This is a genomic window from Lacihabitans lacunae, from assembly GCF_042649125.1.
In the GTDB taxonomy this organism is placed as follows: domain Bacteria; phylum Bacteroidota; class Bacteroidia; order Cytophagales; family Spirosomataceae; genus Leadbetterella; species Leadbetterella lacunae.
On sequence record NZ_JBHRYQ010000001.1, the window covers coordinates 4,857,313 to 4,876,279 of the forward strand.

22 protein-coding genes are annotated in these 18,967 nt (G+C 36.5%); 16 read left to right on the forward strand and 6 right to left on the reverse strand.

Annotated elements, in window-relative coordinates; genetic code table 11:
• Positions 1 to 51 precede the first annotated feature (51 nt).
• The 4 genes from ACFOOI_RS20550 (at position 52) to ACFOOI_RS20565 (ending at position 3,317) form a co-directional block, all read left to right on the forward strand.
• A complete protein-coding gene (locus ACFOOI_RS20550; protein ID WP_379839973.1) occupies positions 52 to 432 on the forward strand; it encodes a response regulator in 381 nt (126 codons plus the stop codon).
• Position 433: 1 nt separating this feature from the next.
• The gene (locus ACFOOI_RS20555) at positions 434 to 1,198 is read left to right on the forward strand and encodes an MBL fold metallo-hydrolase (protein WP_379839974.1); all 765 of its coding nucleotides are present in this window, start codon (positions 434 to 436) and stop codon (positions 1,196 to 1,198) included.
• 4 nt (positions 1,199 to 1,202) lie between these two features.
• Positions 1,203 to 2,861: a VRR-NUC domain-containing protein gene (locus tag ACFOOI_RS20560; protein ID WP_379839975.1), complete on the forward strand. Its 1,659-nt coding sequence runs from the start codon at positions 1,203 to 1,205 to the stop codon at positions 2,859 to 2,861.
• A gap of 135 nt (positions 2,862 to 2,996) precedes the next feature.
• Entirely contained in the window at positions 2,997 to 3,317 is a 321-nt protein-coding gene (locus tag ACFOOI_RS20565; RefSeq protein WP_379839976.1) for a c-type cytochrome, read from the forward strand.
• Between the two features lie 74 nt (positions 3,318 to 3,391).
• On the opposite strand, the gene rplI is transcribed toward ACFOOI_RS20565, so the two are convergent.
• From rplI to rpsF, 3 genes are read right to left on the reverse strand one after another with little or no spacing between them, the layout of a single operon-like run.
• A complete protein-coding gene (rplI, locus tag ACFOOI_RS20570; protein WP_379839977.1) occupies positions 3,392 to 3,847 on the reverse strand; it encodes a 50S ribosomal protein L9 in 456 nt (151 codons plus the stop codon).
• Between the two features lie 59 nt (positions 3,848 to 3,906).
• Entirely contained in the window at positions 3,907 to 4,161 is a 255-nt protein-coding gene (gene rpsR / locus ACFOOI_RS20575) for a 30S ribosomal protein S18 (protein ID WP_379839978.1), read from the reverse strand.
• A gap of 22 nt (positions 4,162 to 4,183) precedes the next feature.
• Positions 4,184 to 4,546 carry a 30S ribosomal protein S6 gene (gene rpsF, locus ACFOOI_RS20580; protein ID WP_379839979.1) on the reverse strand — a complete coding sequence of 121 codons (363 nt, stop codon included), beginning with the start codon at positions 4,544 to 4,546 and terminating at the stop codon, positions 4,184 to 4,186.
• Positions 4,547 to 4,842: 296 nt separating this feature from the next.
• Between rpsF and ACFOOI_RS20585 the strand changes: the two genes are divergently transcribed.
• The 12 genes from ACFOOI_RS20585 (at position 4,843) to ACFOOI_RS20640 (ending at position 15,360) form a co-directional block, all read left to right on the forward strand.
• Positions 4,843 to 6,030, forward strand: a complete 1,188-nt coding sequence (locus tag ACFOOI_RS20585) for a phosphoglycerate kinase (RefSeq protein WP_379839980.1) — start codon at positions 4,843 to 4,845, stop codon at positions 6,028 to 6,030.
• 211 nt (positions 6,031 to 6,241) lie between these two features.
• Positions 6,242 to 7,249, forward strand: coding sequence for a GTPase ObgE (gene obgE / locus ACFOOI_RS20590; RefSeq protein WP_379839981.1), 1,008 nt, complete (start codon positions 6,242 to 6,244; stop codon positions 7,247 to 7,249).
• Positions 7,250 to 7,381: 132 nt separating this feature from the next.
• Positions 7,382 to 7,753 (forward strand): NADH-quinone oxidoreductase subunit A, encoded by a 372-nt coding sequence (locus tag ACFOOI_RS20595; RefSeq protein ID WP_379839982.1) that lies wholly within the window; start codon positions 7,382 to 7,384, stop codon positions 7,751 to 7,753.
• Between the two features lie 49 nt (positions 7,754 to 7,802).
• Positions 7,803 to 8,345, forward strand: coding sequence for an NADH-quinone oxidoreductase subunit B (locus ACFOOI_RS20600; protein WP_379839983.1), 543 nt, complete (start codon positions 7,803 to 7,805; stop codon positions 8,343 to 8,345).
• A 7-nt stretch (positions 8,346 to 8,352) separates the two neighbouring features.
• The gene (locus tag ACFOOI_RS20605) at positions 8,353 to 8,853 is read left to right on the forward strand and encodes an NADH-quinone oxidoreductase subunit C (RefSeq protein ID WP_379839984.1); all 501 of its coding nucleotides are present in this window, start codon (positions 8,353 to 8,355) and stop codon (positions 8,851 to 8,853) included.
• 69 nt (positions 8,854 to 8,922) lie between these two features.
• A complete protein-coding gene (gene nuoD, locus ACFOOI_RS20610; protein ID WP_379840233.1) occupies positions 8,923 to 10,107 on the forward strand; it encodes an NADH dehydrogenase (quinone) subunit D in 1,185 nt (394 codons plus the stop codon).
• A gap of 24 nt (positions 10,108 to 10,131) precedes the next feature.
• A complete protein-coding gene (locus ACFOOI_RS20615) occupies positions 10,132 to 10,620 on the forward strand; it encodes an NADH-quinone oxidoreductase subunit NuoE family protein (protein WP_379839985.1) in 489 nt (162 codons plus the stop codon).
• 1 nt (position 10,621) lies between these two features.
• Positions 10,622 to 11,962 carry an NADH-quinone oxidoreductase subunit NuoF gene (gene nuoF / locus ACFOOI_RS20620; protein WP_379839986.1) on the forward strand — a complete coding sequence of 447 codons (1,341 nt, stop codon included), beginning with the start codon at positions 10,622 to 10,624 and terminating at the stop codon, positions 11,960 to 11,962.
• A gap of 25 nt (positions 11,963 to 11,987) precedes the next feature.
• Positions 11,988 to 13,088, forward strand: a complete 1,101-nt coding sequence (locus tag ACFOOI_RS20625; RefSeq protein WP_379839987.1) for a 2Fe-2S iron-sulfur cluster-binding protein — start codon at positions 11,988 to 11,990, stop codon at positions 13,086 to 13,088.
• A gap of 2 nt (positions 13,089 to 13,090) precedes the next feature.
• A complete protein-coding gene (gene nuoH / locus ACFOOI_RS20630; protein WP_379839988.1) occupies positions 13,091 to 14,239 on the forward strand; it encodes an NADH-quinone oxidoreductase subunit NuoH in 1,149 nt (382 codons plus the stop codon).
• A gap of 11 nt (positions 14,240 to 14,250) precedes the next feature.
• Positions 14,251 to 14,805 (forward strand): NuoI/complex I 23 kDa subunit family protein, encoded by a 555-nt coding sequence (locus tag ACFOOI_RS20635; protein ID WP_379839989.1) that lies wholly within the window; start codon positions 14,251 to 14,253, stop codon positions 14,803 to 14,805.
• A 9-nt stretch (positions 14,806 to 14,814) separates the two neighbouring features.
• On the forward strand, positions 14,815 to 15,360 hold the full coding sequence (locus tag ACFOOI_RS20640; RefSeq protein WP_379839990.1) for an NADH-quinone oxidoreductase subunit J family protein: 546 nt from the start codon (positions 14,815 to 14,817) through the stop codon (positions 15,358 to 15,360).
• Between the two features lie 56 nt (positions 15,361 to 15,416).
• Here the strand turns inward: ACFOOI_RS20640 and eutC are convergent, their stop codons facing one another.
• The 3 genes from eutC to ACFOOI_RS20655 are packed head-to-tail and all read right to left on the reverse strand — an operon-like array spanning position 15,417 to position 18,833.
• Positions 15,417 to 16,148: an ethanolamine ammonia-lyase subunit EutC gene (eutC, locus tag ACFOOI_RS20645; protein ID WP_379839991.1), complete on the reverse strand. Its 732-nt coding sequence runs from the start codon at positions 16,146 to 16,148 to the stop codon at positions 15,417 to 15,419.
• Positions 16,145 to 17,515 carry an ethanolamine ammonia-lyase subunit EutB gene (locus ACFOOI_RS20650; RefSeq protein WP_379839992.1) on the reverse strand — a complete coding sequence of 457 codons (1,371 nt, stop codon included), beginning with the start codon at positions 17,513 to 17,515 and terminating at the stop codon, positions 16,145 to 16,147. The genes eutC and ACFOOI_RS20650 overlap by 4 nt, the downstream gene beginning before the upstream one ends.
• Complete coding sequence (locus ACFOOI_RS20655) at positions 17,505 to 18,833, reverse strand: amino acid permease (protein ID WP_379839993.1); 1,329 nt, start codon at positions 18,831 to 18,833, stop codon at positions 17,505 to 17,507. Before ACFOOI_RS20655 ends, ACFOOI_RS20650 begins: the two co-directional genes overlap by 11 nt.
• Positions 18,834 to 18,967 lie beyond the last annotated feature (134 nt).

The window sequence follows — 18,967 nt, forward strand, 5'->3', positions numbered from 1 at the left end:
TTAGTGTTTTAAAGTATATTTACACTTTAACATTTTTAAAAGTATTTCCTCATGCCAACACCCAATAGAGTTTTAATAGCTGAAGATAGTTCCGTTATTCAGAATCTTGTAAAGAAGATTTTAGAATTCCAAAATTTCGAAATTACTGCCGTTAAAAACGGGGAGCAAGTAATTCAGTTGTTAAATAAAGAAGACTTTGATATTATTTTATTAGATATCAATATGCCTATCATGGATGGCATGGAGTGCGTTAAAGCCATTCGTGAGCTTGACGACACCGCTAAAGCCAAAGTGCCTGTAGTAGCCATTACAGGAAATGCCCGCAACTACTCAGAAGAAGAGTTTAAGGATGCAGGTTTTAATGATGTTTTGATGAAGCCTTTGAATTTTGACAAATTGGTAATTGTGGTTAAAGCCCTTACCGAAAAATAAAATGAAAATCACATTTTTAGGCACGGGTACTTCTTCGGGAGTACCTGTTCTTACCTGTAAGTGTGCTGTATGTTCTTCACTCGACTTTAGAGACAAGAGACTTCGAGTGTCTATTTTACTACAAGAAGGAAATAAGAATATTATTTTCGACACCGGGCCTGACTTCCGTCAGCAAGCCCTTAGAGAAAGTATTTCTCACCTAGACGCTGTTATTTTTACGCATGAACACAAAGATCACACCGGTGGTCTTGATGACATTCGGCCATATAATTATCTAAGTGGTCTGAAAAATCTACCGATTTATGCTCATAATCGTGTTTTGAATCAACTCAAACAAGAGTATTACTACGCATTTCAAGAAAATCCATATCCGGGTGTGCCTATCATTGAATGTAACGAAGTTGTAAACGAACCGTTTGAGGCAGTAGGTATTAAGGTTCAGCCAATAGATGTGCTGCACCATAAACTACAAGTATTTGGTTACAGAATTGGTGATTTTACTTATATAACAGACGCTAACAAGATATCGGATACCGAACTAGCGAAAGCTAAAGGCTCCAAAGTCTTTGTTTTGAATGCCTTACAAAATTCCCCTCATATCTCTCATTTTAGTTTGCAAGAAGCCATCGAGATAGCGAATCATGTTGGTGCTCCAGAAACCTATTTTACGCATATTAGCCATAAGCTAGGCTTGCATAGAGAAATAGACGAGAAGCTACCTGAAGGCATCAAACTAGCATATGATGGCCTAAAAATAGAAGTATAATAATATGGAAGAGAAAATAGTACTTCCTCCCAAATATTACCATACTAACTTCGAGTATTTACTGACTTTTGTAAAAGAAAAATATCACCATTTGCTTAATACTTCCGAGTGGAGTTTTTTAAGGAAATATTATACACTTCCCGAAGACGCTCAGTGCCTTTTTATTCGATTTACGAATAGGAAAGGCCTTTTTTTTAGATCAGACAATTTAAAATACGAGGAACTTCAAGATATACCTTCACAACTCAAAACCCTTTTAAAAGCAGGTTTTTTATCAAAACCTGACCCTTTAGAGCATCTGCATTTAACAAAAGACCTGCTCGATGTATTGACCAAAGCGGAGTTGTTAAAGTTTTTTTCGCTCAATTCTATGAAGTCCGAAAAGAAAGAGGTTATAGTTTCTTATTTACTCGCCGAATTCGATTATTCAGAGCTAATCAAAATAATAAATGAGGCCACGGAAATAGTAAAAATGAACTTCGAAATGGAGGTGTCATTTTTAAGGTTTTTATTTTTTGGAAATAGAGCCATGGATATGACCGAGTTTGTCCTTAGAGATATGGGCCTGGTGCAGTACTATCAACAACAAGAAGACGACCTCGTGGCGAGATTTGAAACTAGAAAAGATGCAGACGACAAGTGGATGGTGTCCGATCAGTTTTTGATTTTTGATGAACTTTCAAAGTCTGTAGAAACTCAGGAGGTTTTGGAATGGTACATGACGCTTTTTGATACTATAAAAGACCTAAGTCCAATTGCCAAACCTTCTTTTGATAAGTTGGCTCTACGAGTAGCTCGGTTTTTCGAAAGGGCCAAACAACCGGGTTATGCCATAGAAGTCTATAAAACTACGCCTATAGCACCTGCAAGAGAGCGTTTGACGCGTTGCCTTGCAAAGTTGGGAAATATAGAGGAGGCTAAAACTTGGTGTGAACTTATGATTGAACAGCCCCAGAATAACGACGAGCAGTACTTTGCGGAATATTTCATTGGCAACTTAGGCACCAAAAAGTCCAAGAAACAAACTACTACCTGGCTGCAAAACTCCAAAGAAATAGTGATATCCAAAATTTACAAAAATCAAGTGGAGTTAGGTGCAATTGATTATTTTTTCGAAAATGAATTTGAAGCGGCTTTCTCTGAAAACTATCCGTGGCGGTCTATTTTTGGGCTTTGGCTTTGGGATATTATTTTTGATCCTACTTTGGTTAGTTTTCACCATCCTTTTCAGCGAAGGCCCTCAGATTTATATTTGCCAGATTTTTATGAGAAAAGGCATGAGCAAGTAGAGGCCAAGCTTATGGAGTTTTCTGATTCTGACGAGCTTCTGGAGTACTTGTGGCTTAATTTCACAAAGCATCTAGATACTGCCAATCCATTTGTGGTTTGGCTAGAAGAGATTTGGACATTAGTGCGTATAATAGTTATACGTATAGACTTAGAGAGTTTAAGGTCGATCGTCAGAAAAATGGCAGAAAATTTAGTTGAAAACTCACGAGGCTTTCCTGACTTGTTGGTTTGGTCTGAGAGCCATTACGAACTAGTCGAAATAAAAGGTCCAAATGACAACCTAAGCCATCAGCAGTTGTTTTGGTTACGATATTTTGAGGAAATAGGAGTGAAGGCAAGTGTTCTTCGAGTTAAATATCAGAAAGACGAATAATGGCGGTTGGCATGTTCGCAAACGTTTGTAGTTTTTAACAAGGTATTAACAACACATTATATGGAAAAAAAACAATTTTAGATTATCTTTACTTCTGTAATTTAAGATTTGTTCAATTAGAATACCTCAAAGAAAATGAAAAAAACGATTTTGTCTCTTGCTTTTGTATTTGCTACAATAGCTGCCGCTAAAGCTCAAACTAAGATTCCACCCAATATTCAAAAACTTTTGCAGAAAAACACATGTTTGGCTTGTCACAATCCTGACAATAAACTTGTAGGGCCTGCTTACAAAGAGGTAATGGCTAAAAAGAAGTATAAGCCAGAGCAAATTGTGGAATTGATATATAAGCCGAAGCCGTCTAACTGGGCCGGATACCCTCCAATGGCTCCAATGAGCCAAGTTCCTAAAGACGAAGCAATGCAGATTGCAAAGTGGATGGTTACATTAAAATAACTAGAATTGTCTCCAAATAAAAAGAGCGATTTGTAATTTACAAATCGCTCTTTTTGCGTTTAGCGTGTATTGAATTAGATAATTTCTATCTCTTCAGCTACAACGTTTACAGTGATCTCGTGTTTCACTTCTTTATGAAGATCTACTAGAGCTTTGTACTCTCCAACGAATTTGATATCTTCAACAGCAATTTTCTTTCTGTCAACCTCAATTCCTTTAGCAGCAAGTACATCAGAAATTTGGATAGATGTAACTCTACCAAAAATTCTTCCTGACTCACCAACTTTCATTGCGATAACAATTGGCTCAGTACCGATTTGGTCGGCAATTGCTTGAGCGTCAGCTTGAATTTTTTCAGCTTTGTGAGCCGCTTGCTTCAAGTTTTCTGACATTATTTTTTTGTTTGATTCCGTAGCTAAAACTGCGTAGCCTTGTGGAATCAAATAATTGCGGCCATATCCTGGCTTAACAGTTAGGACATCGTTTTTGTATCCTAAACCCGCAATGTCTGTTTTTAATATTATTTCCATTTCTGATTTTTAAATTAAGTGTTGTTTATAAGAATAACCTTATGCAAACATCTGTTTGATTATTTCAAACCGTCAGCTACATATGGTAATAAAGCAAGGTGACGAGCACGCTTGATAGCTGTAGCCACTTTTCTTTGAAACTTAAGGCTGTTACCTGTAAGTCTTCTTGGTAAAATTTTACCTTGCTCGTTCAAAAACTTCAAAAGGAAGTTTGGATCTTTATAATCAACGTATTTAATACCTAATTTTTTGAATCTACAGTATTTTTTACGATTGGAATCTTTTCTTTCTACCGGTTCGTTTACTAATGACATATCTTAAATGATTTTAAAGTTATTATTCCGCAGATGCGGTTTCTTTTGATTTACCTGCTCCACTTTTTCTACGACTTGCATATGCTAAAGCATCTTTGTCTAGGCGGGTGGTTAAAAATCTCATGATACGTTCGTCACGTTTAAACTCGGTCTCTAAAATAGCTACCAATGTAGGAGAACTTTTAAATTGAAATAACTGATAGTAGCCCGTATTTTTGTGCTGTATAGTATAAGCTAGCTTACGAAGGCCCCAAGACTCTTCATTTACTATCTCAGCACCATTTTCAGTTAATACTGATTTAAATTTGTCAACAGCGTCCTTTATCTGGGCTTCAGATAAAACGGGAGTTAAAATGAACACTGTTTCGTACTGGTTTTGAAACATTTGACTAAAAATAAGTGTTAAAAAATATTCTTTTTTCCGAAAATCGGACTGCAAAATTAGTCTTTTATACTTGAAAATCAAATAACTAGTACAATATTTTAAGAAAATCTTTTTCTATATACCTTTACATCATGCGTTTTTAAGTTTCAAATGTAAAAATTGACATAAAAAATTGGATTTTTGATACATTGTTGGTCTGACTAATCATAATATCACTCAAAATTCTATTTGAGATAAGCGATAAATTTTACCTTTGTTGCTCAATTTTTCATGCCGAATAAAAATCTTTCAAATCAATGAAAACAATAGATTCTTTTGATTTCTCAAACAAAAAAGCACTTGTACGTGTAGATTTTAATGTTCCTCTTAATGAGAGACACGAAATTACAGATGATACCCGTATCAATGCCACTATACCTACCATTAAAAAAATCCTTGCTGATGGAGGTTCGTGTATTCTAATGTCACATTTGGGAAGACCGAAAGATGGTCCCACTGAAAAATATTCGTTAAAACATCTAGTTGCTCCAATTTCTTTGATTTTGGGAGTGCCAGTTAAATTTGCCGATGACTGTATTGGGCAATCTGCAATTGATCAAGCAGCTGCATTACAGCCGGGAGAGGTTTTGTTATTAGAAAATTTAAGATTCTATAAAGAAGAAGAAAAAGGAGATGTAGAATTTGCTAAAAAACTTGCTTCTTTAGGTGATGTTTGGGTAAATGACGCATTTGGAACTGCTCACAGAGCACATGCTTCAACTGCAATAATAGGTCAGTTTTTTACAGATAAAATCTGTGGAAAAGTGATGCAAGCAGAAATAGACAATGCTCAATACATATTAGAAAACGCCGAGAAGCCATTTACGGCTATTATGGGCGGAGCAAAAATCTCTGATAAAATTTTGATCATTGAGCGTTTGTTAGATAAAGTTGATAACCTTATTATAGGTGGAGGAATGACATATACGTTTTCAAAAGCATTGGGAGGTAATATCGGGAAGTCGCTTTTGGAAGCGGATAAGCAAGATTTAGCTCTAGAGATTTTAGAAAAAGCTAAAGCAAAAGGCGTGAACATCATCATGCCACTTGATAATGTTATTGCAGACGACTTCAGTAATGACGCAAACAGACAAGTAGTAGAGAAAGGCCAAATTCCGGATGGATGGGAAGGTCTTGATATCGGACCGAAATCTATCGAACTATTTAAAGAAGTGATTAAAAACTCTAAAACCATTCTTTGGAACGGACCAATGGGTGTATTTGAATTCCCTAATTTCGCTGCAGGTACAACTGCAATTGCCGAAGCTGTGGTGAAAGCCACCGAAGAAAATAATGCATTCTCATTGATAGGCGGTGGAGATTCAGCGTCTGCAATTAACAATGCAGGTATGGGCGACAGAGTTTCTTATGTTTCTACTGGTGGTGGTGCTTTGTTAGAATATATGGAAGGAAAAGTATTACCAGGTGTAGCTGCTTTAGATTAAAAAATATTTTATTTATATTATAAAAAAGGACTTCTGGTTTGAAGTCCTTTTTTGCTTTTTTAGATAGTTTAAAAAACGCAATTTTTTCTAAGAAAAAAAGTTTTGATGGCCTACCCACAAATGTTTATTAACTTTGTGTTTTAAAAATGCTGACTTTCAAAAGTCTAAATGGTTTTTTTTGCAGCATATCATATTTATATATACTTCAGCAATGACTTCAAATTTTATAGACTACGTAAAAATAAATTTAACATCTGGAAATGGAGGTAGAGGCTTTACTCACTTCAGGAGAGAGAAATTTGTTGATAAAGGTGGTCCAGACGGTGGAGACGGTGGTAGAGGTGGTCATATTATCGTAAGAGGTAATAAGCAACTTTGGACCCTGTTACACCTAAAATACAAAAAACACATAAAGGCATCGCACGGAGTTTCTGGTGGAAAAAGTAAATCATCGGGTGCACAAGGTGAAGATATTATCATTGAAGTTCCTTTGGGTACTATTGCTCGAAATCCTGAAACTGGCGAAGTGATGACCGAAATAATTGAGGATGGGCAAGAGGTAATTCTTATTCCAGGCGGAATGGGAGGCCTTGGTAATCACCATTTTAAAAATTCTACCAACCAAGCTCCTGATTATTCACAACCGGGTATACCAGGCACAGAGGCGTGGGTTATTTTCGAATTAAAAATATTAGCAGACGTAGGTTTGGTAGGGCTTCCTAATGCTGGAAAATCTACACTTTTGTCTACTATTTCAGCCGCAAAACCTGAAATAGCAGATTATCCGTTTACTACTTTAGTTCCTAATTTAGGGGTGGTTCCCTATCGTGATTTTCAGTCATTTGTTATGGCCGATATTCCCGGAATCATTGAGGGTGCATCTGAAGGTAAAGGTTTGGGATTGAGATTTTTAAGGCATATTGAGCGTAATTCTAACTTGTTATTTTTAGTAGATTCTTCGGAAGAAAAACCAATGAAAGTTTACAAAACTTTGGTTAATGAATTGAAGAAATTTAACCCTGAATTATTAGATAAAACTAGAATTCTCGGATTTTCAAAATGTGAACTTTTGTCTGAAAAAGACAGAAAGAAAATCATTAAAAGTATCCCTGCTGGTCTGCCTTTTGTATTTTTCTCATCTTTAACAAATGAGGGCATTGCCGAGTTAAAGGATATAATTTGGAGTAATTTGAATTATGACAGCAGTCACGAGTTTTAATTAGATTTATTATTTTTTTTAGTTTTTCTTGTACGGAAAGTATTTCAAATTGGAGGTTTTTTAAATAACTTCTTTTATTTTGAAACTACCTACTTTGATGCTAATTTTGCAACCATATTAAGAATTTTTATAATGAAAAACCTTCCACAAGATTATTTGCCATTGTTATTTCAAATTGGAGTAGCGTTGGGTTTTGTGTCACTTATTATTTGGGCTACAAGTGTTTTAGGACCTAGAGTGAAAAGTAAGAGAAAGGAAGATCCTTTCGAGTGTGGTATTGAAAGCGAGGGCGATGCACGTTCTCCAATTTCAGTAAAATACTTTTTAGTTGCTATCTTATTCGTTTTGTTTGATGTTGAGATAGTCTTTATGTACCCTTGGGCGGTTAACTTTAAATCGCTTGGTTGGTTTGGTTTTGGTGAAATGTTAACCTTTGTGGCCTTTCTAATGGCCGGGTTTTATTACATCATTAAAAAAGGTGTCCTTAATTGGGATGAAGATTGAAACATTTGACTTTTTGATTAGTTAGTTCTAAAGAAAATTTAAAGATAATATGAGTGAAGTAAAAATGGTAGAAGCACCAGAAGGATTTGAAGGTTCAGGTTTTTTTGCTACCTCACTAGATAAAGTTATGGGGATAGCCCGTAGTCACTCTTTATGGCCTTTGCCTTTTGCAACTTCATGTTGCGGCATTGAGTTCATGGCTACTATGGCATCTCATTATGACATCTCAAGATTTGGTTCTGAAAGACCGAGTTTCTCCCCAAGACAAGCAGACATTTTAATGGTAATGGGAACCATAGCAAAAAAAATGGGTCCTATTGTAAGGCAAGTTTATGCCCAAATGGCCGAGCCAAAATGGGTTATGGCTGTAGGTGCATGTGCCTCATCTGGTGGTATTTTTGACACCTATTCAGTACTTCAAGGAATCGATAGAGTAATTCCTGTTGACGTATATGTACCAGGGTGTCCGCCTAGACCAGAGCAAATTTTAGATGGCTTGATGCAAATCCAAGAATTAGCTAAAAGTGAATCGCTTAGAAGAAGGGATTCGGATGAATATAAAGCATTGTTAGATTCTTATAAAATACTATAAGACCAAAATGATAAACAACCAAAATATAGTTGAAGAAATAGTAGGCCATTTCGGCGAAAAGGTTTTCGAATTCGAAGAGCCTTTTGGTCTTTTGACTTTCACTACCCAAGGAGAAAATCTTCTCGAAATTGTTTCTTACCTAAAAGAACATCCTAGTTTTAAATTTACTTTCTTAACGGATATTACTGCAATTCATTTGCCGGACAACTCCGGTAAAGAGTTCTGTTCGGTTGTCCATTTGCATAGCTGGGAAAACAATATCCGTGTAAGAATTAAAGTGTTTATGCCTAAAGAAGACCTATCGGTTCCTTCACTTACAAGTTTGTTTGCTGCAGCCAACTGGCTTGAGCGAGAAGCATATGACTTCTTTGGTGTTAATTATGTAGGACACCCTAATTTAATTAGAATCCTAAATATTGACGAGATGGATTATTTCCCAATGAGAAAGGAATATCCACTTGAAGATGCTACTAGAGAAGACAAGATTGACGCATTATTTGGTAGATAAATAAGAGAATAAATGACAGAGAATAAAATCATAACTCCGAAAGATACCAACGACGCCTTGGCACTAAACATGCCGATGGTTGAGGACAAACAATATACTACATTAAACCTTGGACCTACTCACCCTGCTACACACGGAATTTTCCAGAATGTGTTACAAATGGATGGTGAGAAAATTGTTTCAGGTGTACAAACGGTAGGTTACATTCACAGAGCTTTCGAAAAAATAGCCGAAAGAAGACCTTTCTATCAAATTACTACGCTTACCGACCGTCTTAACTATTGCTCGTCTCCAATTAATAATTTTGGATGGCACATGACGGTAGAAAAGCTTTTGGGTATAAAAGTTCCTAGCAGAGCCGAATACATCAGAGTTATCATGATGGAATTGGCTCGAATTAGTGACCACTTAATTTGTAATTCTATTTTGGGTGTGGATACGGGAGCTTATTCAGGATTTTTATACGTTTTTCAAGAGAGAGAAAAAATCTATGAAATCTATGAAGAAGTTTGCGGAGCAAGATTAACTACCAATATGGGTAGAATAGGCGGAATGGAAAGAGACCTTTCTCCATCAGCCATTGCTAAAATCAGAGACTTGGCATTTAACTCTATGCCTAAAGTCCAAAAAGAGTTTGAAGAGCTCTTTAATAGAAATAAAATTTTTAGAGATAGAACAATAAACGTAGGACCTATTACTAAAGAAAGGGCTATGGAATATGGCTTTACAGGGCCAAACCTTAGAGCTACTGGTATAGATTATGACGTTAGAGTAATGGAACCATATTCTGCTTATGCTGATTTCGATTTTGAGATACCAGTGGGGCACAATGGCGATACTTACGACCGTTTTATGGTTAGAAATGGAGAGATATGGGAAAGTTTGAAGATAATTCAACAAGCTATAGAAAATCTACCTGCTGGTCCATATTACGCAGACGAAGATCACTATTACCTTCCTCCCAAAAAAGAAGTTTACCGAAACATGGAAGCCCTAATCTATCACTTTAAGATTGTGATGGGTGAAATAGACGCTCCAGTTGGAGAGGTTTACCATGCAGTAGAAGGTGGAAACGGCGAATTAGGTTTTTATTTAATAAGTGATGGAGGTAGAGCTCCATTTAGATTACACTTCAGAAGGCCAAGTTTTATCTACTATCAAGCATATCCAGAAATGTGTAAAGGATTAACTATATCTGATGCAGTAGCTATCATGAGTAGTTTGAATGTAATAGCCGGTGAACTTGACGCTTAATTATTAAGAATATTTCAAAAAAAGATGTCTGAAAAAATATCATTTACAGAAGATAGATTAGCTAAAGCAAAAGAAATAATAGCTCGTTACCCTGCAGGAAAACAAAAATCTGCTTTGCTTCCATTGCTTCATTTGGCTCAAGAGCAGTTTGGGTGGGTTAGTGCTGCCACTATGGATTACGTAGCAAGTTTGCTTGATATAGCTCCAATTGAAGTTTACGAGGTTGCTACGTTTTATACAATGTTTCACCTTGAGCCAGTAGGTAAGCATGTAATAGAATATTGCCGTACTGGTCCTTGCTGTACAATGGGTGGTGAAGAAGTATATGACCACCTGAAAAACAAATTAGGAGTTAAGGCAAACGAAACCACATCAGATGGAATGTTTACCTTAAAAGAAGTAGAGTGTCTAGCTGCTTGCGGTTGGGGACCATGTTTCCAAATTCGTGAAAAGTTTTTCATGCATTTAGACAATCAAAAAGTAGATGAAATAATCGACGAACTGAGTAAATAAAATGGCAACAAAAATATTAACCGAACATTTAGATAAGCCAGGAATCGAAACTTTTGAAGTTTATCGAAAGCATGGTGGTTATGCGGCTGTAGAAAAAGCCCTCAAGAAAATGTCTCCGGACGAAATAGTTGAGGAAGTAAAAAAATCAGGAGTTAGAGGTAGAGGAGGAGCAGGTTTCCCTATGGGAATGAAATGGAGCTTTTTAGCCAAACCTGAAGGTGTGCCAAGATATTTGGTTTGTAATGCTGACGAATCAGAGCCGGGTACTTTCAAAGATCATTATTTAATGAAAAGTATTCCTCATCTTTTGATTGAGGGAATGATCGTTTCGAGTTTCGCACTTGGGGCAAACACCTCATTTATATATGTAAGAGGTGAGTTAATGTATGTAATTAGAATCCTAGAAAAAGCGATTGAAGAAGCTAAAAATGCTGGTTTTCTAGGTAAAAATATTTTAGGTACGGGTTATGACCTCGAAATAGTGGTTCAGCCAGGTGGTGGTGCTTATATCTGCGGAGAAGAAACCGCTTTGCTTGAATCTTTAGAAGGCAAAAGAGGAAATCCAAGAAACAAGCCTCCTTTTCCAGCAGTGAAAGGATTATACCAAAGCCCAACTGTGGTAAACAATGTGGAATCTATCGCAAATACACCATGGATTGTCAACAACGGTGGTGATGAATATGCCAAGATTGGTATAGGTAGAAGTACGGGGACAAAATTGATATCTGCTTCTGGACATATTAACAAACCAGGGGTTTATGAAATTGACCTTGGTTTACCAGTAGATGAATTTTTGAACTCAGACCAATATTTAGGAGGAATTAGAAAAGGACATTATCTGAAGGCAGTAGTAGCCGGAGGATCATCTGTTCCAATTTTACCCGCCGATTTATTCCTCAAAACTGCCAATGGCGAAGACAGACTGATGTCTTACGAATCGCTTTCTGACGGTGGTTTTGCTTCAGGAACAATGTTAGGATCAGGTGGATTCATTGCCATGGACGAAACTACTTGTATTGTTAGAAACACATGGAATTTTTCTCGTTTTTATCACCATGAATCATGCGGACAGTGTTCGCCTTGTAGAGAAGGAACCGGATGGATGGAAAAAGTGCTACACAGAATTGAGCACGGACATGGAAACATGAGAGACATAGATTTGTTGGTAGATGTTGCTAAAAAAATAGAAGGGAACACTATTTGTCCACTTGGCGATGCAGCTGCATGGCCAGTAGCTAGTGCTATTCGTCACTTTAGAGACGAGTTTGAGTGGCATGTTAAAAACCCATCAGCTGCTACAAAAGCAGGTGCTGTATATATGAAAGAAGAAATTATTGCTTAAAATAATAAAAGGTAGAGTCAAATAAATGGATACTCCTCAGTTAATAAAAGTTACGATAGACGGCCAAGAAGTAAATGTGCCCGCTGGCACAAGTATTATGGAAGCTGCTCGTCAGATTGGGCCTGATGTGGCACCTCCTGCAATGTGTTATTACAAACCATTGAAGGGTTCTGGTGGCAAATGTAGGGCTTGTTTGGTGAAAGTTACCCAAGGTTCAGAAAAAGATCCAAGACCTATGCCTAAGTTGGTAGCATCGTGTATTACGATGGCACAAGACGGCATGAAGGTTGAAAATTTCACAAGTCCAGATGTGGTAGAAGCACGTAAAGGTGTGGTAGAGTTTTTGTTATTAAACCATCCGCTTGATTGCCCTGTTTGTGATCAAGCCGGAGAATGTCACTTACAAGACTTTGCGTTTGAACACGGAACAGAGGCTACGAGATTTGAGGAAGACCGAAGAACTTATGAACCAGAAAATATTGGAGATAAGATTCAGCTTCACATGAACCGTTGTGTGCTTTGTTACAGATGTGTTTACACAGCCGATCAAATCACCAATGAGCGTGTACATGGCGTGATGAACAGAGGAGATCATGCTCAAATCAGTACATATATTTCTAAAGCCATAGATAACGATTTCTCTGGAAACATGATAGATGTATGTCCGGTAGGAGCCTTGACAGACAAAACCTACAGGTTTAAAAGCAGAGTTTGGTTTTCAAAACCAGTAGATGCTCATTGTGCCTGCGAAAAATGTTCGGGTAAAGTAAATCTTTGGTATAAAGGAGACGAGGTAATCAGAGTAACGGCCAGAAAAAACATTTGGGGCGAAGTAGAAGAGTTTATTTGCAATACATGTAGATTTGAGCGTAAAAATACGTCTGATTGGGTTATAGAAGGACCGACGAAGGTTAGTCGTGCTTCTGTTATTTCGGCGAATAAATATAGAGCTAATGAAATCGCAAAACCAAAATTTGCCCTAGAGTACGCAAAAGAAAATTTCAAAAAGATAGATGACAGCCGTCCTTATGAGCATAATTTAGCTGAGGTTAAAGAGTCAGAAGATTATAAAAAGTTAATGGAGAAGAATGACGCTTTCTTTTCTAAAAATAAGAGTCTTAAATAAATATGGAATCAGTATTATTAATTAAAGGAGGCATTATCCTCGGAATATTTTTACTTAGCATGGGCGTTGCAGCCTATGAAACATATTTTGAAAGGGTGATTGCAGCGTATATTCAAGATAGAGTTGGTCCGGACAGAGCGGGTCCATTTGGTCTTTTGCAACCGCTAGCAGATGGGGCCAAGTTGTTTTTGAAGGAAGATTTTATTCCTACTTTGGCAGATAAATGGTTATTTATTATTGGACCAGCTATTGCCATGTTTACCGCTTTGCTTTCAAGTGCTGTTATCCCTTTTGGAGACACACTTATTATTGCAGGGCAAAAAGTAGATTTTCAAGGAGTTGATGTAAACATAGGTATCCTTTGGGTTTTTGGGGTCGTTTCTTTGGGCGTTTACGGTATTTTGATTGGAGGCTGGGCTTCTAATAATAAATACTCGCTTTACGGAGCTATTCGTGCCGCATCTCAAAATATTTCATACGAGCTTGCAATGGGTCTTTCATTGTTGGCGATTATCGTAATGACAGGTTCACTTTCGGTAAAAAGCATGGTTTTGTCTCAACATGGGCTTGACTGGAATATTTTCTATCAGCCGATGGGTTTTTTATTGTTTTTTACTTGTTCGTTAGCAGAGTGTAACCGTACGCCATTTGATTTGCCAGAATCTGAAAACGAACTAGTAGCCGGATATCACACAGAGTATGGTTCAATGAAGTTTGGTTTATTTATGTTTGCAGAATATGTTAACATGTTTATCTCTTCAACCGTAATAGCGAGTTTATATTTGGGTGGTTTTAATTACCCAGGAATGGATTATGTTTACAGCTTTTTAACTGCAAATACAGGAGAAGTGATGGGTCATAATTTGGCTGCTGCAGTTGGCTTTTTAGCTTTCTTCGCTAAAATTTGTTTCTTTATTTTTACATTTATGTGGATCAGATGGACGGTGCCGAGATTTAAATATGACCAATTAATGAATGTGGCTTGGAAAGGAATGTTTCCTTTAGCTATGATAAATTTAGTGATAGTTTCAGCTGCTGAGCTTTCAGGAAGCCCACTTCTGTATAACTGGGTAGGATTAGCCATTTTAGCGGTAATTTACTTCTTTGTTTATCCAATGTTTAAAAAGAAAAGACTTCCTTCTACCAATTAAAAGACTAAGATATGCAATTAACAGACAGATCTAAAAAAACTGATAAATCAGAACTTAGCCTACTTGAAAACACTTATTTTCCGGGTGTGTTTAAAGGTATGGGGATTACATTAAAACACTTTTTTTCTAAAAAAGCGACTATAAGGTATCCAGAAGAAAAGAGATATTTAGGGCCTGTATTTAGAGGCCACCATATATTAAAACGTGACGACAAAGGCAGAGAGCGTTGTACTGCTTGTGGTCTTTGTGCAGTTGCTTGCCCTGCTGAGGCCATTTCGATGGTAGCTGCAGAAAGAGTTAAAGGCGAAGAGCATTTATACAGAGAAGAAAAATATGCGGCGGCTTATGAAGTAAATATGCTTCGTTGTATTTTCTGTGGGTTATGTGAAGAGGCTTGTCCAAAAGAAGCCATTTATCTTCGTCACGATAAATTTGTTCCTGTGTTTACTTCAAGAGACCAAGTTATTTATGGTAAAGACCAATTGGTAGAAGATATGGACAATAGATATGAAAGAGATGCTTGGACCAAAGAGGACATGGCTAAACTTTGGTTAGAAAATAAATAATATAGTTTTATGCAATATTTAGAGATTCTTAAAAACATTACGGCTACACAATGGACCTTCTTTGTGTTGTCAATTTTTACACTTTTTGGAGCATTAGGTACTATTCTTTCTAAAAAGCCGGTACATAGTATTCTGTATTTAATTTTGACATTCTTTACACTCTCAGGGCACTACTTGATGTTAAATGCTCAGTTTTTGGCTGTGGTAAATATCATTGTATATGCAGGTGCTATCATGGTATTATTCATCTTTGTGGTTATGTTTTTAAACCTTAGAGAAGAAGAAAACGAAATGGCCAAGAACTCAGTAATGATTTCTAGTTTTGTAACAGGTGGCTTATTGTTGTTTATTTTGGTTAGTGTAATAAAAAAAGCTGAGGTTGAGCGAGTGAATTATAATAACTTTGACCCCAAAACTGGCTTAATTGAAACACTAGGAATGGTTCTTTATAAAAACTATTTACTACCATTCGAATTGGTTTCAGTATTGTTTCTAGTTGCTATGGCAGGAGCAGTTTTATTAGGAAAAAGAGAAAAAGGCGAAAGACATTTTTAATATTAGCCTAATCGTAAGATATTTTAAAAGAGCTTTTATAAGCTCTTTTTTTTTGTTTATGGTAATAGCTTTTTTAAGTCAATTTTTAAATTGACACCACTTATTTTTAATTCAAATGAATTTAAAATAAGATAGTTTAACAAAATGCTTGCTTCCTCGGTCGAAAATCCATTTTGATGAATGTTAGATATACAGTTTCTTTTTTCGTCAGTAAAACCAGCCCTTGCTTCGTAAGTAGTATATATGCCCATACTTACGGGTGATGATAGTCCAGGTCTTTCCCCAATAAAAAGAGCCGTAAATTTAGAATGAAATAGTTCTGATAGCTCATCTCCAATAGCTACCCTTCCTTGTTCCACAACAGCTATGGCTATGCTATACGTATTGATTAATTTCGGTATCGCTAATTTTAAAACATCAAAGGCATTTTGGTTCACAGCCTCGGCCGAGAGTCCATCTGTTAATACAAATAAGATATCAAATTGATTTTTACCTTGGTGTATTTGGTCGGCATCAAGACACCTGCCTAAATCAGGTCTTTTTAAATATTCTTTTCTATCTTTTACTTTACTTTTAAAACTATAAAAAGGCACTCCTAAAGCCTCCGTTTGTTTCTTTAATAGTTCGGAGTCTAAAGTTGTTTCTATTGCATCTTTGGCTTGTGCATGTGCTAATTTTAAAGCTAATACTTCACTAAGAGGCATTCCAATGCCAACTGAGCCTAATGCAACTCTGGCATTAGTATGTTCCTTTAGTTTTTGCCATTGATTTTGCTTTTCTATATTCATAATCCTTTTAGTAAAGTGTGACTTTCTAATGCGTCTAGTTTGTTTCCTATTTTATCGAAAATGCCCATTTTAGTTAGCCACTCTTCAAATTCTGGGGCTGGTTTTTTATTTAAAACTTTTCTTAAATAAAGGGCATCATGAAAAGATGTAGACTGATAGTTAAGCATGATATCGTCTGCTCCTGGTACGCCCATGAAAAAATTACAACCAGCCACACCCAATAAAGTCATTAGGTTGTCCATGTCGTCTTGGTCTGCCTCAGCGTGGTTGGTGTAGCAAACGTCTACGCCCATGGGTAAACCCATTAATTTACCGCAAAAATGATCTTCAAGTCCTGCTCGTGTTATTTGTTTACCGTCATATAAATATTCGGGTCCGATAAAGCCTACAACTGAATTTACTAAAAATGGATCAAAATGTCTAGCCACTGCATATGCTCTAACTTCCATGGTTTGTTGGTCTACTCCATGATGAGCGTTAGCCGAAAGTGCTGACCCTTGGCCTGTTTCAAAATACATAACTTGGTTACCAACTGTTCCTCTTTTTAACTCTTTTGCAGCTTCGTTAGCCTCCTTTAATATACCTAAGTGTATGCCAAAAGACCCATTTGCTTTTTCAGAACCTGCAATAGATTGGAAAACCAAGTCTATCGGTGCTTTATTTATTATTTCTAATGCTGTAGTGACATGGCATAATACACAGTTTTGGGTTGGTATTTCATACTTTAGTCGTAAGTCTTCTAGTAGGTTTAGTAGTTTTGAGGTTATTTCAGGACTATCTGTTGCTGGATTTATTCCAATTACGGCATCTCCACAACCATATAATAATCCATCGAGCGTGCTTGCTAGTATTCCCTTAAGGTTATCAGTCGGATGATTGGGTTGTAGGCGAATGGAAACTCTTCCTTTTTGACCAATAGTATTTCTAAATTTAGTGATTACTTCTATTTTTGAAGCAACAGAAATTAGGTCTTGGTTTCGCATAAGTTTCGATACCGCCGCCACCATTTCAGGTGTTAATGCCATTTTTAGTTCTGAGATTCGCTCATTTGTAGCTTCATGGCTTAATAGCCAATCTCGAAATTGACCAACAGAGTATTGGTTTATTTTACTGAAACTGTTCGAATCGTGGTTGTCTATTATTAAGCGAGTTACTTCATCATTTTCATATGGAATAATTGGGTTTTCTATAAAATCAGTCAAAGGGACCTCACTTAAGGCATATTGTGCTGCAATACGTTCGGCATTTGAGTTGGCCCCAAGTTTTGCTAGTTCATCTCCTGAGCGTAGGGGAGTGGCTTTTGCCAATAGTGTTTTTAAATCTTTGAACTTATAAAAATTACTTCCAATATTAAAACTATATCCCATTGGTTTTTTTATTGTTTAGAATAACATAGACGATACCAAATATAATAAAAATAAAGAAAGACCTGGTCTGCAATTTGGCAAATGACCAAATACATAAAATGGAAATAAAGGCAGTTGAAAATGTAAATACGGTCGATATTGTATAGTTGAAATCTGAATGATAATAGTGATTGGGAGTCTTTTTTGCTAGGCTTTTTAACTTATTTTCTCTTAAGAAAAATAGAGAAATACTTACTGCTAGATACATGCAAACTGCTCCGAATACAGATATTTCAATAAGTAAATTTGTTTGACTTAGCCAGATTGCCGCTACGCTTATCAAAAAAACAATTAGAGAGGAAAGAAATCTCTTTGAGGTTTTCTGTATGTTGAATTCAGGGAGTAATTGCTCAAGTTGAGTAGTGGCCGCCAAAGTTATGCCCTGTAATGAGGCGATTAAGCCAAATAAGCCTATGAATGTAAAAATGGTTACCATTACATTTTCTTTACCTAATATTAAGGCCATAGAAGCAGGCATGGGGTGATTGTCTTCTAATATGCTTAGGTTTTCTTTGTTGCTCCAGTTTATTCCTCCAGCAGCTAAAAGTAAAACCAAAATTGCTAAAACTAGCAAGGTGAAAAAAGCGAAGTAGTATCCGCGGCCTAGAGTTTTTCTGAGTTTGTTTTGGGGTAAATTTTTGGTCATTAATGAAATGCCTTCAATGGCCAAAAACAACCAAATGGCATACGGCAATGCAGCTAAGAAGTTTTCAAAGTTTAAGCCTCCAAAAGGGACATGACTTAAGTTTTGTGTATTAAAAGATGCTGCAATAGTTCCTTGGTAGATTAGTAACTCTAAAATTGCGAGTATGGTAAGCGTAATCAGGAATTTGACTCCAATGTGTAAATCAAATAAATTAATGATAAAAAAAAGCACCAAAAAACCTGTAGAAATATATGGGCTAATGGAAAGGTCTTCTAAAAGAAATCCGAGGTATTCACCTAGTGAGCTGGCTATAGCGGGGGTAGCAAACAAAAACTCAAGCAGAATAGCAACGGCAATAAAAGCACCAGCTTTCTCACCAAATGCTTTTTTGACATAGTCTTGTGGGCCGTTTGCTTGTGGATACACACATGCTAATTCAAGCAGAGTTTGAACCAAGCCAAAATACAAAATTGCTGCAATAAAAACTGGCACAAAGAACCAAATGGGACCTGTAATAGCCCAGCCAAAATTCCATCCGAAAGATTCGCCAGAAATAACCATTCCTACACCAATGGCCCAAATGCTGAATGTGCTTAAAGGTTTATTTGTATTTTGACTTTCTTGAATTTTCATTTTGATATTTAAACTTATATTTAAGATATAGATAATCTGGATTTTACCGAAATATCAAATCTTTATTACAAGTGATTTCTTTTTATAATTTATAGATTTCTTTATTTAGTAATGTATTCTGTTATGCTTTTGCT

Coding starts and splice junctions, on each gene's coding strand:
- ACFOOI_RS20550 (WP_379839973.1), top strand. CDS start 52: ATGCCAACACCCAATAGAGTTTTAATAGCTGAAGATAGTTCCGTTATT.
- ACFOOI_RS20555 (WP_379839974.1), top strand. CDS start 434: ATGAAAATCACATTTTTAGGCACGGGTACTTCTTCGGGAGTACCTGTT.
- ACFOOI_RS20560 (WP_379839975.1), top strand. CDS start 1,203: ATGGAAGAGAAAATAGTACTTCCTCCCAAATATTACCATACTAACTTC.
- ACFOOI_RS20565 (WP_379839976.1), top strand. CDS start 2,997: ATGAAAAAAACGATTTTGTCTCTTGCTTTTGTATTTGCTACAATAGCT.
- rplI (WP_379839977.1), bottom strand. CDS start 3,847: ATGGAAATAATATTAAAAACAGACATTGCGGGTTTAGGATACAAAAAC.
- rpsR (WP_379839978.1), bottom strand. CDS start 4,161: ATGTCATTAGTAAACGAACCGGTAGAAAGAAAAGATTCCAATCGTAAA.
- rpsF (WP_379839979.1), bottom strand. CDS start 4,546: ATGTTTCAAAACCAGTACGAAACAGTGTTCATTTTAACTCCCGTTTTA.
- ACFOOI_RS20585 (WP_379839980.1), top strand. CDS start 4,843: ATGAAAACAATAGATTCTTTTGATTTCTCAAACAAAAAAGCACTTGTA.
- obgE (WP_379839981.1), top strand. CDS start 6,242: ATGACTTCAAATTTTATAGACTACGTAAAAATAAATTTAACATCTGGA.
- ACFOOI_RS20595 (WP_379839982.1), top strand. CDS start 7,382: ATGAAAAACCTTCCACAAGATTATTTGCCATTGTTATTTCAAATTGGA.
- ACFOOI_RS20600 (WP_379839983.1), top strand. CDS start 7,803: ATGAGTGAAGTAAAAATGGTAGAAGCACCAGAAGGATTTGAAGGTTCA.
- ACFOOI_RS20605 (WP_379839984.1), top strand. CDS start 8,353: ATGATAAACAACCAAAATATAGTTGAAGAAATAGTAGGCCATTTCGGC.
- nuoD (WP_379840233.1), top strand. CDS start 8,923: ATGCCGATGGTTGAGGACAAACAATATACTACATTAAACCTTGGACCT.
- ACFOOI_RS20615 (WP_379839985.1), top strand. CDS start 10,132: ATGTCTGAAAAAATATCATTTACAGAAGATAGATTAGCTAAAGCAAAA.
- nuoF (WP_379839986.1), top strand. CDS start 10,622: ATGGCAACAAAAATATTAACCGAACATTTAGATAAGCCAGGAATCGAA.
- ACFOOI_RS20625 (WP_379839987.1), top strand. CDS start 11,988: ATGGATACTCCTCAGTTAATAAAAGTTACGATAGACGGCCAAGAAGTA.
- nuoH (WP_379839988.1), top strand. CDS start 13,091: ATGGAATCAGTATTATTAATTAAAGGAGGCATTATCCTCGGAATATTT.
- ACFOOI_RS20635 (WP_379839989.1), top strand. CDS start 14,251: ATGCAATTAACAGACAGATCTAAAAAAACTGATAAATCAGAACTTAGC.
- ACFOOI_RS20640 (WP_379839990.1), top strand. CDS start 14,815: ATGCAATATTTAGAGATTCTTAAAAACATTACGGCTACACAATGGACC.
- eutC (WP_379839991.1), bottom strand. CDS start 16,148: ATGAATATAGAAAAGCAAAATCAATGGCAAAAACTAAAGGAACATACT.
- ACFOOI_RS20650 (WP_379839992.1), bottom strand. CDS start 17,515: ATGGGATATAGTTTTAATATTGGAAGTAATTTTTATAAGTTCAAAGAT.
- ACFOOI_RS20655 (WP_379839993.1), bottom strand. CDS start 18,833: ATGAAAATTCAAGAAAGTCAAAATACAAATAAACCTTTAAGCACATTC.